19 protein-coding genes are annotated in these 22,012 nt (G+C 60.7%); 9 read left to right on the forward strand and 10 right to left on the reverse strand.

The window, feature by feature from the left end; translation table 11 throughout:
* Nucleotides 1-27: 27 nt before the first annotated feature.
* Both ACODSM_RS08525 and ACODSM_RS08530 read right to left on the reverse strand, forming a co-directional pair.
* Entirely contained in the window at nucleotides 28-1,071 is a 1,044-nt protein-coding gene (locus ACODSM_RS08525; RefSeq protein ID WP_488804966.1) for a DUF58 domain-containing protein, read from the reverse strand.
* Between the two features lie 3 nt (nucleotides 1,072-1,074).
* On the reverse strand, nucleotides 1,075-1,995 hold the full coding sequence (locus ACODSM_RS08530; protein ID WP_015015123.1) for an AAA family ATPase: 921 nt from the start codon (nucleotides 1,993-1,995) through the stop codon (nucleotides 1,075-1,077).
* A gap of 53 nt (nucleotides 1,996-2,048) precedes the next feature.
* On the opposite strand from ACODSM_RS08530, the gene ACODSM_RS08535 reads away from it, so the two are divergent.
* The 9 genes from ACODSM_RS08535 to ACODSM_RS08575 all read left to right on the forward strand — a co-directional run bounded on the left by ACODSM_RS08535 (nucleotide 2,049) and on the right by ACODSM_RS08575 (nucleotide 12,893).
* A complete protein-coding gene (locus ACODSM_RS08535; protein ID WP_015015122.1) occupies nucleotides 2,049-3,002 on the forward strand; it encodes a histone deacetylase family protein in 954 nt (317 codons plus the stop codon).
* Between the two features lie 112 nt (nucleotides 3,003-3,114).
* Nucleotides 3,115-3,900 carry an enoyl-CoA hydratase gene (locus tag ACODSM_RS08540; protein WP_488804967.1) on the forward strand — a complete coding sequence of 262 codons (786 nt, stop codon included), beginning with the start codon at nucleotides 3,115-3,117 and terminating at the stop codon, nucleotides 3,898-3,900.
* An 11-nt stretch (nucleotides 3,901-3,911) separates the two neighbouring features.
* Complete coding sequence (locus ACODSM_RS08545) at nucleotides 3,912-5,240, forward strand: mechanosensitive ion channel family protein (protein ID WP_488804968.1); 1,329 nt, start codon at nucleotides 3,912-3,914, stop codon at nucleotides 5,238-5,240.
* A gap of 224 nt (nucleotides 5,241-5,464) precedes the next feature.
* Complete coding sequence (locus ACODSM_RS08550; protein ID WP_488804969.1) at nucleotides 5,465-6,214, forward strand: electron transfer flavoprotein subunit beta/FixA family protein; 750 nt, start codon at nucleotides 5,465-5,467, stop codon at nucleotides 6,212-6,214.
* Nucleotides 6,215-6,226: 12 nt separating this feature from the next.
* Nucleotides 6,227-7,159: an electron transfer flavoprotein subunit alpha/FixB family protein gene (locus ACODSM_RS08555; protein ID WP_488804970.1), complete on the forward strand. Its 933-nt coding sequence runs from the start codon at nucleotides 6,227-6,229 to the stop codon at nucleotides 7,157-7,159.
* A 76-nt stretch (nucleotides 7,160-7,235) separates the two neighbouring features.
* Nucleotides 7,236-9,026 (forward strand): acyl-CoA dehydrogenase, encoded by a 1,791-nt coding sequence (locus ACODSM_RS08560; protein WP_015015117.1) that lies wholly within the window; start codon nucleotides 7,236-7,238, stop codon nucleotides 9,024-9,026.
* A 134-nt stretch (nucleotides 9,027-9,160) separates the two neighbouring features.
* A complete protein-coding gene (locus ACODSM_RS08565; RefSeq protein WP_015015116.1) occupies nucleotides 9,161-10,114 on the forward strand; it encodes an NAD(P)H-dependent flavin oxidoreductase in 954 nt (317 codons plus the stop codon).
* A 291-nt stretch (nucleotides 10,115-10,405) separates the two neighbouring features.
* Entirely contained in the window at nucleotides 10,406-11,536 is a 1,131-nt protein-coding gene (locus ACODSM_RS08570) for an ABC transporter substrate-binding protein (protein ID WP_488804971.1), read from the forward strand.
* 238 nt (nucleotides 11,537-11,774) lie between these two features.
* Nucleotides 11,775-12,893, forward strand: coding sequence for an acyltransferase family protein (locus tag ACODSM_RS08575; protein ID WP_488804972.1), 1,119 nt, complete (start codon nucleotides 11,775-11,777; stop codon nucleotides 12,891-12,893).
* 77 nt (nucleotides 12,894-12,970) lie between these two features.
* Here the strand turns inward: ACODSM_RS08575 and ACODSM_RS08580 are convergent, their stop codons facing one another.
* The 8 genes from ACODSM_RS08580 to ACODSM_RS08615 form a co-directional block, all read right to left on the reverse strand.
* Nucleotides 12,971-13,351 (reverse strand): hypothetical protein, encoded by a 381-nt coding sequence (locus ACODSM_RS08580; RefSeq protein WP_488804973.1) that lies wholly within the window; start codon nucleotides 13,349-13,351, stop codon nucleotides 12,971-12,973.
* Between the two features lie 440 nt (nucleotides 13,352-13,791).
* On the reverse strand, nucleotides 13,792-14,226 hold the full coding sequence (locus ACODSM_RS08585; protein ID WP_488804974.1) for a type IV pilin protein: 435 nt from the start codon (nucleotides 14,224-14,226) through the stop codon (nucleotides 13,792-13,794).
* Between the two features lie 11 nt (nucleotides 14,227-14,237).
* Complete coding sequence (locus tag ACODSM_RS08590) at nucleotides 14,238-17,924, reverse strand: pilus assembly protein (protein ID WP_488804975.1); 3,687 nt, start codon at nucleotides 17,922-17,924, stop codon at nucleotides 14,238-14,240.
* Between the two features lie 108 nt (nucleotides 17,925-18,032).
* Nucleotides 18,033-18,866 carry a pilus assembly PilX family protein gene (locus tag ACODSM_RS08595; protein WP_488804976.1) on the reverse strand — a complete coding sequence of 278 codons (834 nt, stop codon included), beginning with the start codon at nucleotides 18,864-18,866 and terminating at the stop codon, nucleotides 18,033-18,035.
* Between the two features lie 36 nt (nucleotides 18,867-18,902).
* Nucleotides 18,903-19,793 (reverse strand): PilW family protein, encoded by an 891-nt coding sequence (locus tag ACODSM_RS08600; RefSeq protein WP_488804977.1) that lies wholly within the window; start codon nucleotides 19,791-19,793, stop codon nucleotides 18,903-18,905.
* A gap of 60 nt (nucleotides 19,794-19,853) precedes the next feature.
* Nucleotides 19,854-20,531: a type IV pilus modification protein PilV gene (gene pilV / locus ACODSM_RS08605; RefSeq protein ID WP_488804978.1), complete on the reverse strand. Its 678-nt coding sequence runs from the start codon at nucleotides 20,529-20,531 to the stop codon at nucleotides 19,854-19,856.
* A complete protein-coding gene (locus ACODSM_RS08610; protein WP_488804979.1) occupies nucleotides 20,519-21,094 on the reverse strand; it encodes a GspH/FimT family pseudopilin in 576 nt (191 codons plus the stop codon). Before ACODSM_RS08610 ends, pilV begins: the two co-directional genes overlap by 13 nt.
* A gap of 15 nt (nucleotides 21,095-21,109) precedes the next feature.
* On the reverse strand, nucleotides 21,110-21,664 hold the full coding sequence (locus ACODSM_RS08615; protein WP_488804980.1) for a GspH/FimT family pseudopilin: 555 nt from the start codon (nucleotides 21,662-21,664) through the stop codon (nucleotides 21,110-21,112).
* Nucleotides 21,665-22,012 lie beyond the last annotated feature (348 nt).

The following is a 22,012-nucleotide window of genomic DNA, read 5'->3' on the forward strand; positions in this document are numbered from 1 at the left end:
CTATGGGCTGAAATGAGCGGCAGCGGGTCAACACAGGGCTAATGCCTCCAGGCAGCGCCTGCGGTGGGCGGCCCCGGTGTCGGGCGCGATCTCGGTGCCGGGCAGGCGCAGGCCATAGTCCAGGCCCAGGCGGTCGGCCTGCAGCACCCAGGCCGTCAGGCGCGACACGCGCGCCTCGTGGTTGGGCAGGGCGGCGTGGGCCAGGTCCAGCCACAGCTCATGCCGCTGAGCCTGCTGCGCATCCCGGCTCACCAGGTCGTCGGTGCCGGTGGCCAGCGACTTGGCGGCCTTCTTCCAGACCACCAGTTTGAGCGGGTCGCCCCGCCGGTAGGCCCGCACGCCGTCGAATTCGCCAATGCCCTGCGATGGCGCGGTGCCCGTGCCACCGGCGCGGGGCTCGCCCGGCGGCAGGGGCTGTGGCGGCACCTCGGGCGCGGGGTACACCAGCACCTCGGCAGCGGGTCGCCAGTAGGTCCACACGCGGAAGGTGCCCAGCGGAAACCGCGTCTCGGCCGTCAGGGTGGGCACCCGGTGCAGCCCCCGGCGCCCGGGCTGGAAGGCGACCTGCACGCTGGCCTGGCCCTGGGCGGGCACATCGGTCCAGGCCCAGTGGTGTTCGGCCTTGCCGGTGCCGTGCACCGCCAGGGCAATGCCATAGCGGGGCGACTTGCGATCACTGGACAGCTGGATCTCGAACGCCGTACTCGTGCCCAGAAAATGCGGCTCGGGCGCCTTCAGGTGCAGCGTCAGCCCGCGCAGGTTGGCGTGGCAGATGTGCATGCCCACCACCGCGCTGCCGGCCAGCAAAAAGGTCAGCAGGTAGCCCAGGTTGAGCTGGTAGTTGATGGAGGCCACCAGCAGCACCACAAGCGTGAGCGCCAGCATCCAGCCCGAGCTGGTGGGCAGGATGTAGACATTGCGCTGGGTGAGCTGCAGCGTGTCGGACAGCGGCAGGCGTGCCTGCCACCAGCGCTGGAAGCGCCTGCGAAGGTGCGCCATGGGGCTGAGCCGCACGGCCAGGCCGCGCCAGCCCGTGGTCGTCGTGTGGGAAGGATGGGCGGCGGATTCCATCGGTCAGGGCAGCGGCACGGCATCGACCATGGCGCGCACCTGCTCGACCGCGCCGCGCCCGGCGTCGCCCACGGGCACCAGGCGGTGGGCAATGGTTTGCGGCAGCACGGCCTGCACATCGTCCGGTGCCACGTAGTCGCGCCCGCTGATGAGCGCCTGGGCCTTGGCCGCACGCAGCAGGGCAATGCCCGCGCGGGGCGACAGGCCCTGCAAGAACCAGCGGCCCGAGCGGGTGGCGGCGATCAGGTCCTGCACATAGTTGAGCAGGGGATCGGCGGTGTGCACGGCCTGCACCTGTCGTTGCAGCTCGGTCAGCTCCTCGGCCGACAGCAGCGGCAGCAGGCTGCTCACCATGTCGCGCCGGTCGTCGCCCGACAGCAGCAGGCGCTCGGCCGCACGGTCGGGGTAGCCGATGGAGATGCGCATCAAGAAGCGGTCAAGCTGCGACTCGGGCAGCGCAAAGGTGCCCAGCTGGTCGTGCGGGTTCTGGGTGGCGATCACGAAGAAGGGGTGGGGCAGGGCGCGGGTTTCGCCCTCGACCGAGACCTGCTTTTCTTCCATGGCTTCGAGCAGGGCGCTCTGCGTCTTGGGGCTGGCGCGGTTGATCTCGTCGGCCAGCAGCACCTGGGCAAACACCGGGCCGGGGTGGAACACAAAGGCTTCCTTGCCGCGTTCATACACCGACACGCCGGTCAGGTCGCTGGGCATCAGGTCTGCGGTGAACTGGACGCGCGAAAACTGCAGCCCAAAAGTGTGGGACAACGCGTGCGCCAGCGTGGTCTTGCCCACGCCCGGCACGTCTTCGATGAGCAGGTGCCCGCCGGCCAGCAGGCAGGCCACGCAGTCCTGAACCTGGGCCTTTTTGCCCACGATCACCGTGTTAAGCTGATCCAGGAGCGATTTGATCTTGTGCTGTGCATTCATGGCACGACGTTATCCGAAAAACGGCAAAAAATGCGAGACGCGGGGACAAGACTGTGAGCAAGACGGGCTATTTCACCCACCGGGATTGTTGGAAGCACGAGATGGGCCCGGGCCACCCCGAATGCCCCGAACGGCTGGATGCGATTGAAGACCGTTTGCTGGTCACTGGCGTGGGAGATGCGCTGGAGCGCTACGAAGCCCCGGAAGCCTCGCTGGCCGACATCGAACTGGCCCACGGCCGCATGCACATTGCGGCACTGCGCGGCCTGTCCGACCGGCTGAATGAAGAGCTGATGGCCGGCGGCCCGAGCTACGCGCAGATCGATACCGACACCTCCATCAACGCCCACACCTGGAAGGCGTCCTTGCGCGCCGCCGGGGCCGCGCTGGCCGCCACCGATGCAGTCATGGCGGGCGAGGTCGAAAACGCGTTCTGCTCCGTGCGCCCCCCAGGGCACCATGCCTGCCGCGACAAGGCGATGGGCTTTTGCTTTTTCAACAACGTGGCGGTGGCGGTGAAATATGCGCTGCAGCGCTACAACCTGCAGCGGGTGGCGGTGGTGGACTTTGACGTGCACCACGGCAACGGCACCGAAGACATCCTGGCCAACGACCCGCGCGCGCTGATGGTCAGCATCTTCCAGCACCCGTTCTACCCCTACAGCGGCGATCACGACCCGGCCCCCAACATGGTCAACGTGCCGGTGCCCGCGTACACGCGCGGCATGGACATCCGCGAGATCATCGAGATGATGTGGATGCCCCGGCTGGAGGCCTTCAAGCCCGAGATGATTTTTGTGAGTGCCGGTTTTGACGGCCACCGCGAGGACGACATGGGCCAGCTGGGTCTGACCGAGCAGGACTACACCTGGATCACCCAGCGCGTGAAGGACGTGGCCCGGCGCTACTCCAAGGGGCGCATCGTGTCTTGCCTGGAAGGCGGCTACGTGATGGGGCCGCTGGCGCGCAGCGTGGAGGCGCATCTGCGGGTTCTAGCGGACTTGTAAGCCCTCTCAGTCTGGAGCACCTGCGCTCTGACGGGCCGCCTGTTTGGTGGTGACGGCCTGGAGACGCGCCAGTCTCGGCGGTGCCGGTCATGCAAAACACTGGAGAAGAATGATGACGAATTCCCATGATCTGCTGCAAATTGCCCGCGACATACGCGGCGTGGTCACCCTGACCCTGAACGACCCCACCCGCTTCAACGCGCTGGGCAGCGAGATGCTCACGGCGCTGCAGCAGGCACTGGACGACGCGGACCGCGACGAGTCGGTGCGTGTGGTGGTGCTGGCGGCCGCCGGCAAGGCGTTTTGCGCGGGCCACAACCTCAAGGACATGGCGGCCCACCCGGAGCTGGCGTATTACCAGAAGTTGTTTGCGCAGTGCAGCCGGATGATGCTGACGATCCACAAGCTCAGCGTGCCCGTCATCGCGCGGGTGCAGGGCATGGCCACCGCTGCGGGGTGCCAGCTGGTGGCGCAGTGTGACCTGGCCGTGGCGGCTGACACGGCCAGCTTCGCCACCAGCGGCATTCACTATGGCCTGTTCTGTGCCACGCCCAGCGTGCCGTTGGTGCGCAACGTGCCCACCAAGCGGGCGATGGAAATGCTGCTCACCGGCGATTTCATCGATGCACCCACCGCACTTGCGCAAGGGCTGGTGAACCGCGTCGTGGCTGCCGATGCGCTGGATGCCGAGGTCGAGCAACTGGTGCAATCCATCCTTCAAAAGCCGCGCGTGGCTGTGGCCATGGGCAAGGCGTTGGTGTACCAGCAGCGCGAGCTGGGCATTGATGCCGCCTACCAGCTGGCAGGCCAGACCATGGCCACCAACATGATGGACGCGGCCGCCCAGGAGGGCGCCTGTGCGTTTGCCGAAAAACGCCAGCCCGCCTGGAAGCGTTGAGGCACCGCACGATGGACAAGCCGATGCTCGACGACGTGGGCCTGTGGGTGCGGGCCTTTCTCAGCCCCACGGTGCTGGTGGAGCTGGCTGTTTTGGCAGTCTGCGTGGGCCTGGCCTGGGGGCTGGTGGCGCTGCTGCAGCGCGGCCTGCGCCGGGGCGACCCGCGCTCCATCCTGTTTGGTGTGCGCATCGTGGATGGCGCGCTGTTTCCGCTGGTGCTGCTGAGTCTGGCCTACATCGCGCGCACCCTGCTGCACCATTGGGTGGCGCTGGCGGCTTTCAAGATTGCGATCCCGGTGCTGGTGGCGCTGGTGGTCATTCGCATTGGCGTGAAGGTGCTGCAGGTGGCCTACCCGGACGCTGCCTGGGTGCGGCCCATCGAGCGCTCCATCTCCTGGATGGCGTGGCTGGGCATGGTGCTGTGGGTCACCGGGCTGCTGCCGCTGGTGCTGGACGAGCTGGACCAGATCCACTGGAAAGTGGGCGGGGCGACTCTGTCGGTGCGCACCATCATCGAAGGGGCGGTCACCGCAGCGGCAGTGCTGCTGATTGCCCTGTGGATCTCGGCGGCCATCGAGTCGCGGCTGCTGCGCTCGGCCACGGGTGCCGAGCTGTCGCTGCGCAAGGCGGTGAGCAATGCGGTGCGGGCGCTGCTGGTGTTTGTGGGTTTGCTGGTGGCCTTGTCGTCGGTGGGCATCGACCTGACTGCGCTGTCGGTGCTGGGCGGTGCGGTCGGCGTGGGCATTGGCTTTGGCCTGCAGAAGCTGGCGGCCAACTATGTCAGCGGTTTTGTGATCCTGGCCGAGCGCAGCATGCGCATCGGCGACAACGTCAAGCTCGATACGTTCGAGGGGCGCATCACGCAAATCAATGCCCGCTACACCGTCATACGCTCGCCCTCGGGGCGCGAATCCATCGTGCCCAACGAACTCTTGATCACCCAGCGGGTGGAAAACCTGTCGCTGTCAGACCCGCGCGTGTGGATGTCCACCGTGGTCAGCGTGGCCTATGAGAGCGATGTGGACCAGGTGGCCCAGTTGCTCACCAATGCCGCCCTGGTCAGCCCTCGGGTGCTGCGCGACCCGGCCCCCAGCGCCGCGCTGTCGGCCTTCGGGGCCGATGGGCTGGAGTTCACGGTGGGGTTCTGGATTGCGGACCCTGAAAACGGGTCTCTGGGACTGCGTTCGGACATCAATCGGGCCATCCTGAGTGCGCTGCGGGCCCACCAGATCGAAATCCCTTACCCGCAGCGGGTCATGCATGTCCAGGTCGATGGCGCAGTCCCGGCTGCGATGTCGCCGAGCGGGAGTCCCGCGCTAGCACCGGCTTCTGCGGGCTGAGCCGGGAGCGCGCCGATGTCCTGATGGTGCCCGGTAGCGCAGGCGACAGCCCACTCTAGACACTGGCCTTGTGCACTCGCCTATAATTCACAAAAAGCACGATCGTTCTTTTTTGTGATTGTGCAGTCTGTGTGGTGGCTCCGTAGCGCTTTCGCTGCAGTGCGACATAGAATGTTCTAGTTTACGTAAACGTCAATTCAACCAACTCTCTAGGAGCCGCAGCAATGAAGGTCTTGGTCCCTGTCAAGCGCGTGGTGGACTACAACGTGAAGGTCCGCGTGAAGTCGGACAACACGGGTGTGGACATCGCCAACGTGAAGATGAGCATGAACCCCTTTGACGAAATCGCCGTCGAAGAGGCCGTGCGCCTGAAAGAAAAAGGCCTGGTGACCGAAGTCATCGCAGTCTCCTGCGGCGTAGCCCAATGCCAGGAAACCCTGCGCACCGCCATGGCCATTGGCGCCGACCGCGCCATCCTGGTCGAGACCGACGTCGAACTGCAGCCCCTGGCCGTGGCCAAGCTTCTCAAAGCCCTGGTCGACAAAGAACAGCCTTCTCTCATCATCCTGGGCAAACAAGCCATCGACGACGACGCCAACCAGACCGGCCAGATGCTGGCGGCCCTGGCCGACCTGCCCCAGGCCACCTTCGCCAGCAAGGTCGAACTCGCTGCCGACAAAGTCAGCGTGACCCGTGAAGTGGACGGCGGCCTGGAAACCCTGGCCCTCACGCTCCCTGCCGTCATCACCACCGACCTGCGCCTGAACGAGCCCCGCTACGTCACCTTGCCCAACATCATGAAGGCCAAGAAAAAGCAGCTCGATACCGTCAAGCCCGAAGACCTCGGCGTGGACGTGGCGCCCCGCCTGAAGACCCTCAAGGTGACCGAACCCGCCAAACGCGGCGCAGGCATCAAGGTGGCCGACGTGGCCGCCCTGGTCGATAAGCTCAAGAACGAAGCAAAAGTCATCTAAGGAGAACAAGAAATGACAACTCTCGTTATTGCTGAACACGACAACGCGTCCATCAAGGGCGCCACGCTGAACACCGTCACGGCCGCCGTCGCCTGCGGCGGTGACGTGCACGTGCTGGTGGCCGGCCACAATGCCGGTGCAGCCGCACAAGCCGCCGCCAGCATCGCAGGCGTCGCCAAGGTCATCCACGCCGACGCCCCTGGCCTGGAGCACGGCCTGGCCGAGAACGTGGCCGCCCAAGTGCTCGCCATCGCCTCCAACTACAGCCACATCCTGTTCCCCGCCACTGCCAGCGGCAAGAATGTGGCCCCCCGCGTGGCCGCCAAGCTCGATGTCGCGCAGATCAGCGACATCACCAAGGTGGTGAGCCCAGACACCTTCGAGCGCCCCATCTACGCCGGCAACGCCATCGCCACCGTGCAAAGCGCTGACAGCGTGAAGATCATCACCGTGCGCACCACCGGCTTTGACGCTGCCGCTGCCACCGGTGGCAGCGCACCAGTCGAAACCGCCGCTGCCACAGCAGATGCCGGCAAGAGCAGCTTTGTGGGCAGCGAAATCGCCAAGAGCGACCGGCCCGAGCTGACGGCCGCCAAGATCATCGTCTCCGGTGGCCGGGCGTTGGGCAGCAAGGAAAAGTTCGACGAAGTCATGACCCCGCTGGCCGACAAGCTGGGCGCAGCGCTGGGTGCCAGCCGCGCGGCGGTGGATGCAGGCTACGCACCGAACGACTGGCAAGTGGGCCAGACGGGCAAGATCGTGGCGCCGCAGCTGTATGTGGCGGCTGGTATCTCGGGTGCCATCCAGCACTTGGCGGGCATGAAGGATTCGAAGGTGATCGTGGCGATCAACAAGGACCCTGAGGCACCGATCTTCAGTGTGGCGGACTATGGGCTGGAAGCGGATCTGTTCACGGCTGTGCCTGAACTGGTCAAGGCCCTGTAAGAACGCCCCTGTGCACACAAAGGCATCGCTCGCGATGCCTTTTTTTTGACGAAATTTTGCTTTCCCGGAGACACCCATGAGCTACACCGCCCCCGTCAAGGACATGCTGTTCGCCATCGAGCACCTGGCCAACATTGAACAGATCGCGCAGATTCCCGGTTTTGAAGACGCCGGACTCGACACGGCCTCTGCCGTGCTGGAAGAGTGCGCCAAGTTCAATGAGGGGGTGCTGTCGCCGCTCAACTGGGAAGGCGACAAGAACCCGTCGAGCTGGAAAGACGGCGTGGTCACGACCACCCCAGGCTTCAAGGAAGCCTTCCGCCAGTACGCCGACGGCGGCTGGCAAGGCCTGCAGCACCCTGCCGACTTCGGCGGCCAGGGCCTGCCCAAGACGATTGGCGCCGCCTGCATCGAGATGACCAACAGCGCCAACATGAGCTTCGCGCTGTGCCCGCTGCTGACGGATGGCGCCATCGAGGCCCTGCTGACAGCAGGCAGCGATGAGCTCAAGGCCACCTATCTGGAGAAACTGGTGACCGGCCAATGGACCGGCACCATGAACCTGACCGAACCCCAGGCGGGCTCGGACCTGGCCCTGGTGCGCACCCGCGCCGAGCCGCAGCCTGATGGCACCTACAAGATCTTCGGCACCAAGATCTTCATCACCTACGGTGAGCACGACATGGCCGAAAACATCGTGCACCTGGTGCTGGCCCGCGTGCAAGGCGCGCCCGAGGGCGTGAAGGGCATCAGCCTGTTCGTGGTGCCCAAGTTCATGGTCAACAAGGATGGCACGCTGGGTGCACGCAACGACGCGCACTGCGTGAGCATCGAGCACAAGCTGGGTATCAAGGCATCGCCCACGGCCGTGCTGCAGTTTGGCGACCACGGCGGTGCCGTGGGCTACCTGGTGGGCGAAGAAAACCGTGGCCTCGAATACATGTTCATCATGATGAACGCGGCCCGCTACGCCGTGGGCATGCAGGGCATTGCGATCTCTGAGCGCGCCTACCAAAAGGCCGTGCAGTACGCCAAAGACCGTGTGCAAAGCCGCCCCGTGGACGGCAGCATTGCCGCCAGCGCGCCCATCATTCACCACCCCGATGTGAAGCGCATGCTGATGACGATGCGCGCCACCGTTGAGGGTTGCCGCGCCATGGCCACGGTGGCGGCTGCGGCGTTTGATGCTGCGCACCACCACCCCGATGCCGACACGCGCAAGCAGAACCAGGCGTTCTATGAATTCATGGTGCCGCTGGTCAAGGGCTACAGCACCGAGACCAGCCTGGAGGTGACCAGCCTGGGCGTGCAGGTGCACGGCGGCATGGGTTTCATTGAAGAAACTGGCGCGGCCCAGTACTACCGCGACGCCAAGATCCTGACCATCTACGAAGGCACTACCGCCATTCAGGCCAACGACCTCGTGGGCCGCAAAACAGCCCGCGATGGCGGCCAAGTGGCCAAGGGCATTGCTGCGCAGATCGAGAAGACCGAGGCCGATCTGCTGGCCAGCGGCACCCCTGCCGCGCTGGCTGTGGCCAAACGCCTCACAGCCGCGCGCAAGGCGCTGCTCGACGTGATCGACTTCGTGGCCGGTGGCACCAAGGCCCAGCCCAACGCCGTGTTTGCAGGTAGCGTGCCTTACCTGATGCTGGCAGGCAATGTGGTGGCGGGCTGGCAACTGGCCCGCAGCCTGCTGGTGGCGCAAGACCTGTTGCAAAAGGGACAGGACGAAGCGTTCATGCGCGCAAAAATCACCACGGCCCAGTTCTATGCCGACCACATTCTGGTGAAGGCCCCAGGCCTGCGCGACAGCATTGTGGAAGGCGCAGCCAGCGTGACCGAGCTGGCGCTGGAAGCCTTCTGAAGGACTGGCGTGCTGTGAGGAGACAGGCCACCTGCAGGGCAGGGGCCTTGATATAAAAATGATAGCTACGGGCGCATGATTCACTAGCGCGTCCGGCCTATTCCATCCCTATTCTTGTTCTGGAAGTTGTAGCCATGTCCAAACTGCCTCCCGTGTTGCAAAACCTGTCGCTGCCCGTCATCGGGTCGCCGCTGTTCATCATCAGCAACCCCAAGCTCGTGATCGAGCAGTGCAAGGCCGGTGTGGTGGGCTCCATGCCTGCCCTGAACGCCCGCCCCGCAGAGCTGCTGGACGAATGGCTGGCCGAGATCACCGAAACCTTGGCGGCCTACAACAAGGCCAACCCCGACAAGCCCGCCGCGCCCTTCGCCATCAACCAGATCGTGCACAAGAGCAACGACCGCTTGGAGCATGACATGCAGGTCTGCGCCAAGTACAAGGTGCCGATCATCATCACGTCCTTGGGCGCGCGCGAGGATGTGAACCAGGCCGTGCATGCCTGGGGCGGCGTGGTGCTGCACGACATCATCAACAACAAGTTTGCGCACAAGGCCATCGAGAAGGGCGCTGACGGCCTGATCGCTGTGGCGGCCGGTGCGGGTGGCCATGCGGGCACCAAGAGCCCCTTTGCGCTGATCCAGGAAATCCGCCAGTGGTTCGACGGCCCGCTGGCGCTCAGCGGGTCCATTGCCAGTGGTGGGGCCGTGCTGGCGGCCCAGGCCATGGGTGCGGATTTTGGCTACATCGGCTCGGCCTTCATCGCCACGCATGAGGCGCGCGCCAGCGAGGCCTACAAGCAGGCCATCGTGGACGGCAACTCGGACGACATCGTCTACAGCAACTTGTTCACGGGTGTGCACGGCAACTACCTGGCACCCTCGATCCGTGCCGCAGGCATGGACCCGGACAACCTCCCCGAGTCCGACCCCAGCAAGATGAACTTTGGCGGCGACGCCAAGAAGGCCTGGAAGGACATCTGGGGCTGCGGCCAGGGCATCGGTGCCATCAACGCCGTGACGAGCACTGCCGAGCTGGTCGCCAAGCTGCGCAGCGAATACGAGGCAGCCCGCGCCCGCCTCAAGCTCTGACGCTCTGCGCTCTGCGCTCTGCGTGAGGGGCGCGGGACTTCTTGCTTCCGGCGCCCCGCGGTCATACCCGTCCCTCACACTGACGTCCTTTTCGCCCGCCATGTGTGCCCACACATGGCGGGCGATTGTCTTTGTGGGGGGGCTTACGCCCCTGTTTCCGCGGCGATGTACCCAAGGGGAAACCCGAGTGGGGCAGATCAGGTCTCTACTGATAATGGTGATGAAAAATAATCAATCAAGGTCGGTGCAGTGTTCACCGGCCTTGTCACCAAGTTGCGAGGGAGATGCCCGATGTTCCGTGCTTTTGTGTGCCTGCTGGCCGTATGCGCCACCACCCTGGTTCATGCCCGCAATGAAGGTGTGACGGCCGATGAGATCCGGCTGGGTGCATCGGTGGTGCTGTCGGGGCCGCTGGGGCCGCAGACGGCACAGTACGGGGAGGGCTCGCGACTGCTGTTCGATGCGGTGAACGCGCAGGGCGGGGTGCATGGCCGCATGATCCGGTACACCACGCTCGACGATGCTTTCGACCCGCAAAAGGCCGTCGAGAACACCCGTCAGCTGTTGGAAAACGACAAGGTGTTCATGATCTTCCACAGCACCGGCACGGCGCAGACGGCGGCCATCCTGCCGCTGATCAAGGAGCAGCGCACCCTGCTGTTTGGCCCCGTCACGGGCGCCTCGGTGTTCCGTGAGACGTTCAATCCCTATGTGTTCCATGTGCGCGCGGGTTATGCGAACGAGGCCAGCAAGATCGTGTCGCAACTGCGCCAGCAAGGCATCACCCGTGTAGCCGTGTTCTTTCAGGACGATGGCCTGGGCAAGACACTGGCGGGCGAGCTCAAGAAAGCGTCGGAAGAGGAGAAGCTGCCCTTCCTGGCCGAGATCAAGGTGGACCCCAAGCAGCCCGACTTTGCCGCAGCCGCGCAAGCCACCGAGAAAGCCCAGCCCCAGGCGGTGATCGTGGCCACGGGCGGCACCACCTTCACCAGCTACATCAAGGCGGTGCAGGCCACGGCCGCGCGGCCTGCCTACTACGGGTTCTCGGTGGCCAGCATGGACGTGATCCAGCGCGAACTCAAGGACAAGGCCCGGGGAATCATCCTGGCGCAAATCATGCCTTCCCTGCGCAACACCACCATCCCTGTGGTGGCCGAATATCTGAGCCTGCTGCGCGCCAAGTCGCCGGGCGCCCAACCGTCAGCCTCCCAGTTCGAGGGCTTTGTCCATGCACGCTTGCTGGTGGAGGGGCTGCGCCGCACGGGGCGCAATCTGAGCACCGAGTCGTTCTCCAAAACGATGGAAGACGCAGGTGAAATTGCCTTTGGCCGCTTCAACGTGAAGTATTCGCCGCGCAACCACAATGGCTCGACCTACGTCGAGCTGGCCATTGTGGATGCCGAGGGCAGCCTGCGCTATTGACGGCTGTTCGCGCCGATCAGAGGGTTGGATTTGCGGTCGGTTGACCCATGCTGTGTAGGGGCGACCCCGGCGCGACAGCAGGTCGGTGCAAAAAATCCTCTAACCGAGGACAATAGAGGGTTTTGTTGCTCCGCCCCTTGTTCCGTTCGTCTCGCTGCCTGGCAGGGTAGATAACGCGGTAGGGGTGGCTACGGATGTCCGGCGGTGTTCTGCCCGCTGGAGTTCACGAACACACCCTATGTCCTCGTCCACATCCCGAACGCCGTTGATCGACATGATCAAGGGCATGGCTTGCGCCACCATCGTGTGGCACCACCTGGCTTTCTATGGCCCGATGTCCGACATCGCCCACCCTTTGGCGCCAGCCCTCATGGCCTGGCTGTACGACTACGGGCGCATGGCGGTGCAGGTGTTTTTGGTGCTGGGCGGGTATCTGGCTGCTGCGAGTCTTGCACCCCAGGGCGTGGCCCGTTTTGACCACGCTGGCACCGCCATTGCCAAGCGGTTTGTGCGTCTGGTCGTGCCTTACGCCGTAGCGCTGGTGCTGGCGGTGCTGGTGTCTGCCCTGGTTCGGCCTTGGATGGACCACCACTCCGTGCCCGACCAGCCCACTTTCTCGCAGCTGCTGGCGAACGCATTGCTGCTGCAGGACATTGTGGGTGCAGGCGCGTTGTCGGCCGGCGTCTGGTACGTGGCCATCGACTTCCAGCTCTTTGCCCTGACCGTGCTCATGCTCGCCGGAGTGCGTGCGCTGCCAGTGCCCCAGTTACGGCACCAGGCGGCGGCCGTGTCGCAAGGATTGGTGTTGCTGATGGCGGGCGCCTCATTGTGGCTGTTCAACCGCATGGCGGGGCTGGACATGTGGGCGCTGTACTTTTTTGGTGCTTACGGCCTTGGCATGCTGGCCTACTGGGCGACCCACGCCCCCCAGGCGCAGGGGTGGATGACGATGATGGCGTTGTTGGCAGGCGTGGCACTGGCCGTGGACTTCCGCGCGCGCATTGCCGTGGCTGCGGTCACGGCGCTGTGCCTGGTGGTGGCCATGCGCTCCGATCGCGTGCGTAGTTTTACCGGCGTATCACCGCTCGTCCAGCTCGGTCAGATGTCGTATTCGGTCTTCTTGGTGCACTTTGCTGTGTGCTTGCTGGTCAACGCGGTGGTCAGCCACCTATGGCCCACTTCGCCCGTGTTGAACGCATTCGGCATGCTGCTGGCCTTCGTACTGTCGCTGGCCGCCGGCCGCCTCCTGTATCTGCGGGTGGAGCGCCACGTACCTTCGTGGTCCACGGCGCTGCGCTGGCAGCTGGGGCTGGTAGGGGCGGGCATGCTGGTGGTCATTACCAGCAACTGGGCGTAGCCTTTGAGTTGAAACCGCCTGGGCGAGCTGGCGGGTCCTTTTTTTGAGCATGGCCCGCCCTTTCGCTGAGTGCCGTTCTACCGCAAAAGCTTGCGCTCCCGCCGCTTGCGTTGCTTGTCCAGAAACCAGGCCATGAAGGGCAGTAGCAGCATCGAGCCCGGGATTACCCAGACGAAAAGATAGGGGCTGACCGAAGAAGCGGACCGCATCACATCCCTCAGGTGGGCCCGCTCTTCTGCACTCCAGGTGCCCTGTCGGCGCTGCTGCACCAGCCAGACTACCGAGCCTTTCATCGTGGCCATCTCACGACGCAAGCGGCTCTTTTCCCGGCTGTTGCCAGCCAAAAAGGAACAGAACCATTCTGGGGCACGCTCCATGCGGCGCTGGAATGCTAGGGTCGAATCCGGGTCAAACGTATCGTCGGAGCTAGGAGGGGCGGAGGTGTGGTAAGAGTCCATGACGTACGCCATTTTGTGAGCAGATACGAGGAATGCCAAACGGTTATGCGCCAGGTGCAGCTTAAATTTATAGGAAGCAGGCGCTCCGGGTGCTTTGGTCCTGTCCCTGCTCGTTGGTAGATGATCTTTGCGTACTCGCGCCTCACTTTTTCCGCGATCTACATTCGCCGGTCAACTAAATCCACAAAGATAGGCCGAGAAGATTATTATCCGCCGCTGAAATGATCGAGTCATAGATAGACTACGTCGCTAATGGGGGCGATTATCATTCCATACTCGATGCATGCGGCGGCCTAATGTCGAGTTGTCGTGTGCCACTAGTGTCCGATTTTGGCGCTTGTCGTCTGTGCGAAACGCGATAAAAAAGCGCTTGGTGGCATCCAGGCGCTTGGTTAATGGGTGGGAGTGCGGAGGCTTTGCGGATGGCGAAGCAGCCGCGCTTATTTGTTCCAGCACTCTTCAGCTGTTGTTCCACTCGAATAATTCAGTGCCCCACGCACACCAGTGTTGGTAATCGTGAAATCTCCACATTTGTCTTTGGCCTGAGCCCCTCCGGCCTTCCGAGTAGCAACCAAGGTAAATGCCGAGTTGGTATTGCCCGCAGCAAACCCTATGGTGTAGCGCTTGGTGTTGTCTGTAGCCCAAGTCAAGTTGGCAGGCAACGCGGTCGGGTATACACCGGTGGCAGTCGCAGCACGCTCAAGCCACTGTTGCGCTTGTAGCAGCCCAGCTCGGGCATCGGCTCGGTGGCCGCGAGCTACGTATTCCATGTAGCTAGGGTATGCGATGGCAGAAAGAATGCTCACGATGACCACTACGATCATCACTTCGATGAGCGTAAAGCCACGTTGTGCTCGCTGCGATTGTCGGATCATTGTGCGATCTCTCACTTTAATTGGCGCCAGCTGGGACGCATGGATTGCTCTGGCATGCGGTTCAAGGTGTCACGCGCACCACCACCGCCTGTCAAGTCCTGAATGCGGTCACGCTTCGTGATCAGAATTGGAGTTCCTGTTTTCACTGCTACCCGGGCTACCTTTTTATCCGCAGTGGCGTTGTAAATGCCGTTGTTGTCGGTGTCTACCAGCTGAACTGTCGGGATTTTGCCATCCATGATGTTGACAAACGTGCGGAATTGACTACCGGCGCTGGTGTCAACCTTCACAGGCACACAGCTTTCATTGATGTTATCGCTCTCGCTGTTCTTGGTGCCCGAGGGCGATTCACTGTAGACCGCAAGAATGTTGCTGCCATCAAAGAACTGCATTGGCTTGAGCAGACGCTCCCCACCGAACGGCAGGTCCAAGTACCAGCCTTTGTAGTCCTTCCAAGTCTCCTTCTTCAGTTCTTGAGTTGCGGTCACGGTGGCATCATCGCCAGACACGGTTGTAATGGTTTGCTTGGCCAGTGGTGCACCGCTATTCGCAATGGTTCCCACTTGTGCCGGGGCGGGCACGCAGGTTGTAGGCGCGGTAGCACAGTCGCCTGCGCCCGGATGCACTTCAAGCGAACTCTTGTCCGTCTTCATGCGGTAGCGCGTGTTGTCGAGTACCGAATACAGTGTTTGGATGGGCTGCGTAATGTCCGTGCGACGGTCGTTGGCAGTGAGGTTCCGACCTGTGCCGAAGGCAACCATCATGCCCCCGACAGGTACCGTCTTGGCGGTGGAGCCGGATCCCACTGTCATGCTTCGGTCGTTAGGACGCACGATCGGAGGCGCTGTGATCGGTTGTATCTGGTCTCGTGTCGTACTGGCCATGGTGGCTGGGCCACGTGCAGTGAACAACGGCTTGTTATTACCAAAGGCCACCTGCCATTCGCTTTCGGTGGCACTGGTTAGATCGAATTTCCAAAGGTTGCCCAGATTGTCGCCCGCATAGACGATATCGGTCTTGCCATCACCATCCAGGTCGACCAGTGTGGGCGATGCCAAGCCGTTGTCTTTTGCGTTTCCTGTGCCCGTGGCATCGGTGGTGGCCTGAATACGTACGAGCTTTTTGTCGGTGCCGTCAAGGTACTGCACCAGCAACACAGGGCGTTGGTTAGTGCTGTTGTAGCCATTGCCCATCACTACCGCCCACCTGCCATTGTTCAGGCGCGTGATCTGCGTAGCTTCTTGCTTGTTGGCAGGATTTCGCCCCGGCTGCGCTGTGATGTTGCCAAGATCCCGCATGTCAGCCACGTTGGTGTCGCATGCGATTTTTGCTGTACCGGACAGTGCGCTGCAGTTGGGTTCAGCTTCGCTTTTTGCGCGGGTGCGGTCCATCACTACCAGATCGGCCGCACTGGTCGTACCAAAGTTGCCGGGGTTGGTAACGTCCAGCACAAAATACCCTTTCCCCCCCGCGCCCAGAGAGCCCACCAGCAGGGTTTTCCAATTACTGCCGTCCTTGATATCACCGGTCATCGGTGACCCATCGACGTAGTAGCGGTGCTGGTAGTCTTTGTCAGTCAGGTCTTTCAGCCCACTGACCACGCCACGCGGCACGTAGGCGATCAACTCTTTGCCATCGGTTGCTGAGAACCCATGCAGCATGCCATCGTTACCGCCCACGTAGAGAACAGGTGTGCGGTTTTTCTGGGCAGAAACAAAACTCGAGTAGCCCATTGCGTAGTTGCTACTCGGGCGTCCGGTGTACCAGATTTCAGAGTTGACCACATCACCCTGACGGCTGAAGCGCTCACGCAATGGCTTCGCTGGGGTCGTGCCCTCCAGTCTGCGGTCACCTCGGATGTAATCAACGATATTGATACCGCTGGTCTTCAAGGGATCGGTTGTGGTGTCGCCTGAAGTAACACCCAGCAACGCCCATTTCTGTTCTGTGCTGTAACTGATCGGAGTGGTGGAAGACCATTTAAAGGGAATACCACCATTGGTCGAGTCACTCCAGCTTAAAACAAGACGACTATCTACCGCACCATCAACGGGCCAAGCTTCGTCGAGCCGATCTGCCGTTGATTTCCCTTGCCAGCCAGTGACGGTGTCTGGGAAGCGGATGCATTTGAGATCGGGGTCTGTCGGGGTGGGGCAAGCATATTCCTCCGGCTCAACGGCTCGCGCGGCAGTAATAGAGCCACTCCAGCCTCTTTTGGGGCTGTAAGTTGATGCGAAAATCCCTGCATTACTCTGCGAAACGTTGTATCCGCTGGTGCTGCCACCGCCAGCTATTTCGTCAGGTAACGGAGCACTTTCCTCGTTAATTTTGCCAATGATTTCGGTGAAGGCTTTTGCAAGATCTTCGGCCTCAGATACCGAATAAAAGCGGCCTCGCCCATTGATGGCGGCATGCCATAAGTCGAGTGCGCGTTTGTCTTCGCTATCCATCGCAGGCCAGGACTCGAGGCCGGTTACAAGCTCAGCGAAACCTTTGTCGTACCCAAAAGGTACTTTATCTGTGGGCCCAGTGATTTCAGGAGCTCCAGGCCAAGTGGTCGCATCGTCGCTGAAACCGATGGTGTACGTAACCATATGAGGCCACGTTGCAGGATTATATTTTGGATTCCAGTATTTTTGCAGATTGACCGATTTGGTTTCAATGCTGGACACTGTGCAATTATTGGTTGAGCCACCGAGCCATTCTCCGGAAAGAGCTAGGCAAGCGGCTTTTCTTTGGGTTGTAGTGTTGCCAGGGGCGGTAACAGTTTTATAACGCGGTTTTGACGCAGTAAAAAACTCCGTGGCTGGAGCTTCGTCATAAACTTTTGAAGGCTTAAGCTTGCCTGAATCTATCAAATTAGACGCATTCTGCAATGGGAGCATCCAGCTCTTGAATGCCCAATCAGAAATGGTATCGGAGTAGTTGTCGTAGTACACCTTGGTTTGATCTGACGCAATGCTGTACGCCTTTCGATCCCCAGAGTCTGCCCAGTCCACACCATCCTGTGTGCCCCCGGAAACCGCGCCATTCCAGCGACCGTCCGTCATCAAGATGTGGTAATTACGGCGGCACCCAAGATATTCTGTGGCTTTGCTGCCGGTGCCGCCAGGATCGGTCGCCCATGGACTGCTGCTGTTAAGAGTGCGTCGCATATAGGCATCTGCTTGGCTGGGAAGCCGGTGCAGTGGGGTGGTACTGCCGGGCGCTATGCTATCAACAAACGCAAGAAAATTGTCTCGGTGTACCTTATTGGTGCCAACGACGGCATCGATAGGGCGCATGGAGTTGGTGACCAAACCTGGGGCATTGACATTCTTTTGGGTTCCATTATTCATGGACTGCCAAGCAATCCGGAGTTTGTTCTCTGGTATGAGGTCTTTGTTGTTGAAAACTTTTTTCAGCGCATATTTCAAAACCTTGACACGCCTAGCATCATCCTTCCACTTTCCACTGGCATCAGGCTCGGAGTAGCCTGGTCCAGTATTATCTGGAACCGTATAGTCGGTTTTAACTCCGTAATTCATACTCCCCGAATCATCGATAGAGATAATCACATTTGGCGCGACAAAAGCCGATTTGGAGGTGGGGAGGGGGGGCTCCTGTACAAGATCCAGTGCCCAGGCGGGGGTCAAAATTGCACCTGTAGCAATGGCCAGCAGGTTCTTCTGAAAGGGGATACGGTTGGCTCGGGGCATGGCGTGCTCCTTCATGAATGGGGTCAGCAAACGAAACAAAACAAGCCTATAGCGATTGCGCTGTAAGCATTGGTAGCTATTGGATTTGTAGTGACTGAGTCCATGGCTTCAATCTTTTGTCCGTTGTCGCGCGTATGTTTCTTGCAATACGACAGTGGTTTCAGGCTTGCGCCCCTTGGCGAGGGCGGTAATGCGGAAGACCACATAAACGTCGAGGTTCAGCGGCAACTGGCTGGTGCTGGAATCGACGATCAGGTTGGCGCTTTTGGCTGCGTCGCTGTATCGCATGATTTCTATCCAATACCAGCCTCCCAAACCTGCGCCAGTTTCGGTGAGAATCGGGTTAAGGCTGTCAGTGCCATCATTTTTAGTGGGTTTTTTATTGATCGCCCCCGTAAACTGGCCGTATCGGGCTCCGACATTCATGAGATCGGAGAGCGGTACTTCTCCCAGGGCCGCGTCGGCACCGGGTGTAATCGGAGTCGTGTCTGTGGCGTAATTCCAGAAATCTTGCCGTCCGACGCGGCGCGTGCATAAACCATCTTTGCAGCGTTTGGTTTCTGCCTCCAGCGAGGTAATCAGGGGATTGATTTCATTGGTGTCCCCCGGAAACTGCATCGCTCCGCTCGTGTAGGCGCGACAAGGAGGGCCGGCACATGGGCTGCCGTCAGCCATTTCGCCACGGATGTCCAGCTCGGCGTCTTGCAGCAGTGCTTGGGCTGCTTCCAGGGCACGTTGGTAATCTGCGTCGTTGCCCACTACCATTTCGTTGAAAAGGGAGGTTCGTGAGGCCCAGAGCGCCAGCAGCATGGAGAGCATGACGAAAACGATGACCACAAACAGTGCTACGCCGCGTTGGCGAGTAGCAATGGACCGGTCGGGTTTCCTGTGGCCAACACGGTCGACTAGATAGAGAGCGTCATGGCGCTGTGGGTTTTGCATAGTGGCTGCTTTGCGATGTTCTACAAGGGGCGCACGTCAAATCAGCCCTTGGCTGCGCAATTGAAAGGTGTTACGGAACACCAGATGCATGCGGTTTTTGCGAGTGCCAGTGAGTGTGGTCATGTCGACACTGGTGCCTGAGCAGTCGGTGTAAGTGCTACCTGCGGGCATATCGATGGGCTCGCTACCGTAAAGTACCAGGCACACTTGTATGCCTTGTACGCGTCTCCAGGTTGGATCGGTTGCGGCCGTTGGCATGTCGCTTCCCTTGGTGTACTGCACTTTGGACCCGGTGGCATCGGTAGTTTGGACCACGTAAAGGGCCTGGAATTGCGCGACGTTTTGCACGATGGCTTGTGCAGTGGCGCCGTTCCCTGCGCATTGCAGTTCATTCTTGGCGCTGTCGAATGTGAAAATACTCTCGACCAACTGATCTGTGCTGCTGTTGCCTGGTGCGCCAATGCAGTTGCGCGCCAGATAGTCAGTACCGAAAGCGGCTGGCGTGGATGCAGTGGCTGCAGTGCCTGCAACCATGAAAACATTGTCCGCGTAGCGCCGGAAGCCGGTGGTAACCGTAGCGCTGGCGCCCGCAAGGGTGCTTTCTTGTGCAAAGCTGTTTCCACCGCTCACTGAGTCTGCTTTGATTTCAAAGGCCACAGGGCTGAGCACATCGGTGTTGCTGCCTCCGGTGGGGTTGGGGTTCAGGTACAGGGAACCGGTTTGGCGAAGTTGCTGGCCAATAACCCGCATCACGTATGCTCCTTGCTGCTGTATGCCGCTGGCGTCGCTCACGGTGCCAGAGATACCACGTGACACCATCAGAGCCCCCATGGCCACCGCTACGACGAGCAGGCCTATGACTATGCCGACCATCAATTCGATCAGTGTCACACCACGTTGCTGAAGTGGGGAGGGCGAAATTTTCATGGTTTAAGGCTCTTCAAATAGGCACCAGATGCTATGGTTTTTATAAATTGCAAACCAAAACTACGAGCAATAAAGCGTCTTGGTGCCGCTTCCGTCGTCATAGGGGGCACAACGCGCCGCCACAGTGATGTATTGCAAGTGGCAAGTTTTATCGGCGGGACAGGCATTGGCCGAGTCGGTTCCTGCGGTGAGGGCCCCTGCGGTGCCGTCATTGGTAGTGGCTCGGAATTTAGTCGCGTCGATATCGTCCTTGTAGGCTGCGGCTGTATCGCGCTCGTTCTCGCGCCAAGCAATCATGATTCCCAGTTGACGGCGGTTGGCTTCGACGGTTTCTCCGGGGGCAAGAAAGATGCTGGCTTGCCCTCCTGGGAGGGATTGCTCCACCGTAGTTTTCCACTGTTTCAGGTCATAGGCTGCCTGCTCTGCTGGGGTGCAGGTGGCGCTATCGCAATTGGATGCAGTCAAATCGCTGGATTTTTTGCTATATCCAGATTCATAGCTTTTAATACTTAACAATGCGTTAGGGCTGACCTTCATGCGTTCGCTCAGGTCCTCAATCAATCGGATGGCCTGAGCACGTCGCACCGTGGTAGACGTGTCTGTCAAGGTCCGCATCTGAACGCCCAGTATTCCCAGGATACCTAGCGCCATCACCACGATGGCCACCAACGACTCGATCAGGCTGATGCCTTCCTGGCGCCGACATGCAGCAGGGTTGAGAGTTGTCAGCTGGTACATGGAATGGCCTCTGGGAGAATGGTGCGTATGCGTCCACCTGAACTCATGCAGACACCGCGAGCGCCTGGGTGCATGGTGGACTTGTCTAGGGGAACTAAACTGAAACCGAGCCAAGTGCCATCCACCAGACCCCAGCGGTTCAGCTTGATGGCGGCTCCGCCGCCTGTGCGTGTGACTTGCACTTTGGATGGTATTTCCACACGCTGAAGTATTGGCTCACCGGCATTGCAGGTGCCATTGCCGTTAGTGTCGTGGCAGATGACCCATCCGCAGTCCCAGTCGCGAGTGCTTGTAGCTGTAGTGCATCCATTGGTGTTATTGGGCAATTTTTGCATTGCCACCAACCCCCCGCGCTTGATGGCCTCAGACCGCGCCATTTGGAGAGACGCGCGAAGCGACTCTGTGGCATTACGAACGCGCCAGCTCTCGATCATTAGGGTGAAAGAGGGGCTTGCTAAACCCGCAAGCACCGCCAGAAGAGCGATTACCACCATCAACTCGATAGCAGTAAATCCACCAGCACAGGGTCGGAGGTTCACGGGTGAATACTTGTCAAGCTTCATGACTAGACCCACATGTCATGCCGGGCAGGCACCACCGCGTGGTACTTGGACGATTCGGCCGCCCATGCCAGCGCAAAGCCGTATGGCTGCGTTGTCGGTCTGAGATTTACCTTCGGGGTAGAGCAAAAAATTCATGGCGACGGCTACGCCTCCGCTACTTTCTGTCAGCATTCCCCAGCGATCTACATAAAGAGCTGTTTTACTGTTGCTATGGGAAATAGAAACCCTTGAGGGCGCGGCATTGACTTTGATGTCTGTGCTGACTCCATTTTGGGTATGGGTCAATTTCCAGCCTGCATTCCAGCCGCCCGTTGCGTCGATGGTCACGCCCCCGCCGCGTTTGATGGCCTCTGAGCGCGCCAAATACAAGCTGGAGGTCAAGGATTCGGCTGCATCGCGTACACGCCAACGCTCAACCAAGAGGGTAAAACTAGGACCAGCTAGTGCTGCAAGGGCAGCGATGATTGCTACAACGACCAGCAGCTCAATGGCGGTGAAGCCATTCGGGCCCCTAAGGGGTGGAGTCGCCGCCAACTTATTGTTCACGTGGCAGGAGGTCGATGCATACATGACGAGATCCTATAAAAGGCGACATTGTCTTGCCAAGAGGCTAGGGACAGATGGTCTAAGGGTCGCGACAAGCGGTGTCAACTTGTGGGCGAATTCCACAATGAGGCAGCTTTCGCTTGTATTTCTGCTTGTCTCCGCGGCGCATCGGCGTTTGGCCGATGCCGTTTTTTCTGTGAGGCTTGTTCTAAGAAGACGTATAGCGGTAATTTGGTTGAGAGATACCGATTTCCAGCGAGTGCCTATGTTCGGATGGCGGCCTATGTCGTTATTTCGGTGATGGTATGCAGTCAAACGATATAACGCATTTCCTCTTCGTTGACTCGTGGGCTGTGCGGAAATGGAGATATG

Source organism: Acidovorax sp. FG42 (assembly GCF_057809195.1).

What these genes read in the sequence shown, in the direction of transcription:
- ACODSM_RS08575 (WP_488804972.1), top strand. Translation starts at nt 11,775, where the DNA reads ATGTCCTCGTCCACATCCCGAACGCCGTTGATCGACATGATCAAGGGC.
- ACODSM_RS08580 (WP_488804973.1), bottom strand. Translation starts at nt 13,351, where the DNA reads ATGGACTCTTACCACACCTCCGCCCCTCCTAGCTCCGACGATACGTTT.
- ACODSM_RS08570 (WP_488804971.1), top strand. Translation starts at nt 10,406, where the DNA reads ATGTTCCGTGCTTTTGTGTGCCTGCTGGCCGTATGCGCCACCACCCTG.
- ACODSM_RS08550 (WP_488804969.1), top strand. Translation starts at nt 5,465, where the DNA reads ATGAAGGTCTTGGTCCCTGTCAAGCGCGTGGTGGACTACAACGTGAAG.
- ACODSM_RS08565 (WP_015015116.1), top strand. Translation starts at nt 9,161, where the DNA reads ATGTCCAAACTGCCTCCCGTGTTGCAAAACCTGTCGCTGCCCGTCATC.
- ACODSM_RS08540 (WP_488804967.1), top strand. Translation starts at nt 3,115, where the DNA reads ATGACGAATTCCCATGATCTGCTGCAAATTGCCCGCGACATACGCGGC.
- ACODSM_RS08525 (WP_488804966.1), bottom strand. Translation starts at nt 1,071, where the DNA reads ATGGAATCCGCCGCCCATCCTTCCCACACGACGACCACGGGCTGGCGC.
- ACODSM_RS08545 (WP_488804968.1), top strand. Translation starts at nt 3,912, where the DNA reads ATGGACAAGCCGATGCTCGACGACGTGGGCCTGTGGGTGCGGGCCTTT.
- ACODSM_RS08530 (WP_015015123.1), bottom strand. Translation starts at nt 1,995, where the DNA reads ATGAATGCACAGCACAAGATCAAATCGCTCCTGGATCAGCTTAACACG.
- ACODSM_RS08555 (WP_488804970.1), top strand. Translation starts at nt 6,227, where the DNA reads ATGACAACTCTCGTTATTGCTGAACACGACAACGCGTCCATCAAGGGC.
- ACODSM_RS08595 (WP_488804976.1), bottom strand. Translation starts at nt 18,866, where the DNA reads ATGCAAAACCCACAGCGCCATGACGCTCTCTATCTAGTCGACCGTGTT.
- ACODSM_RS08590 (WP_488804975.1), bottom strand. Translation starts at nt 17,924, where the DNA reads ATGCCCCGAGCCAACCGTATCCCCTTTCAGAAGAACCTGCTGGCCATT.
- ACODSM_RS08610 (WP_488804979.1), bottom strand. Translation starts at nt 21,094, where the DNA reads ATGAAGCTTGACAAGTATTCACCCGTGAACCTCCGACCCTGTGCTGGT.
- ACODSM_RS08600 (WP_488804977.1), bottom strand. Translation starts at nt 19,793, where the DNA reads ATGAAAATTTCGCCCTCCCCACTTCAGCAACGTGGTGTGACACTGATC.
- ACODSM_RS08560 (WP_015015117.1), top strand. Translation starts at nt 7,236, where the DNA reads ATGAGCTACACCGCCCCCGTCAAGGACATGCTGTTCGCCATCGAGCAC.
- ACODSM_RS08585 (WP_488804974.1), bottom strand. Translation starts at nt 14,226, where the DNA reads ATGATCCGACAATCGCAGCGAGCACAACGTGGCTTTACGCTCATCGAA.
- ACODSM_RS08615 (WP_488804980.1), bottom strand. Translation starts at nt 21,664, where the DNA reads ATGTATGCATCGACCTCCTGCCACGTGAACAATAAGTTGGCGGCGACT.
- pilV (WP_488804978.1), bottom strand. Translation starts at nt 20,531, where the DNA reads ATGTACCAGCTGACAACTCTCAACCCTGCTGCATGTCGGCGCCAGGAA.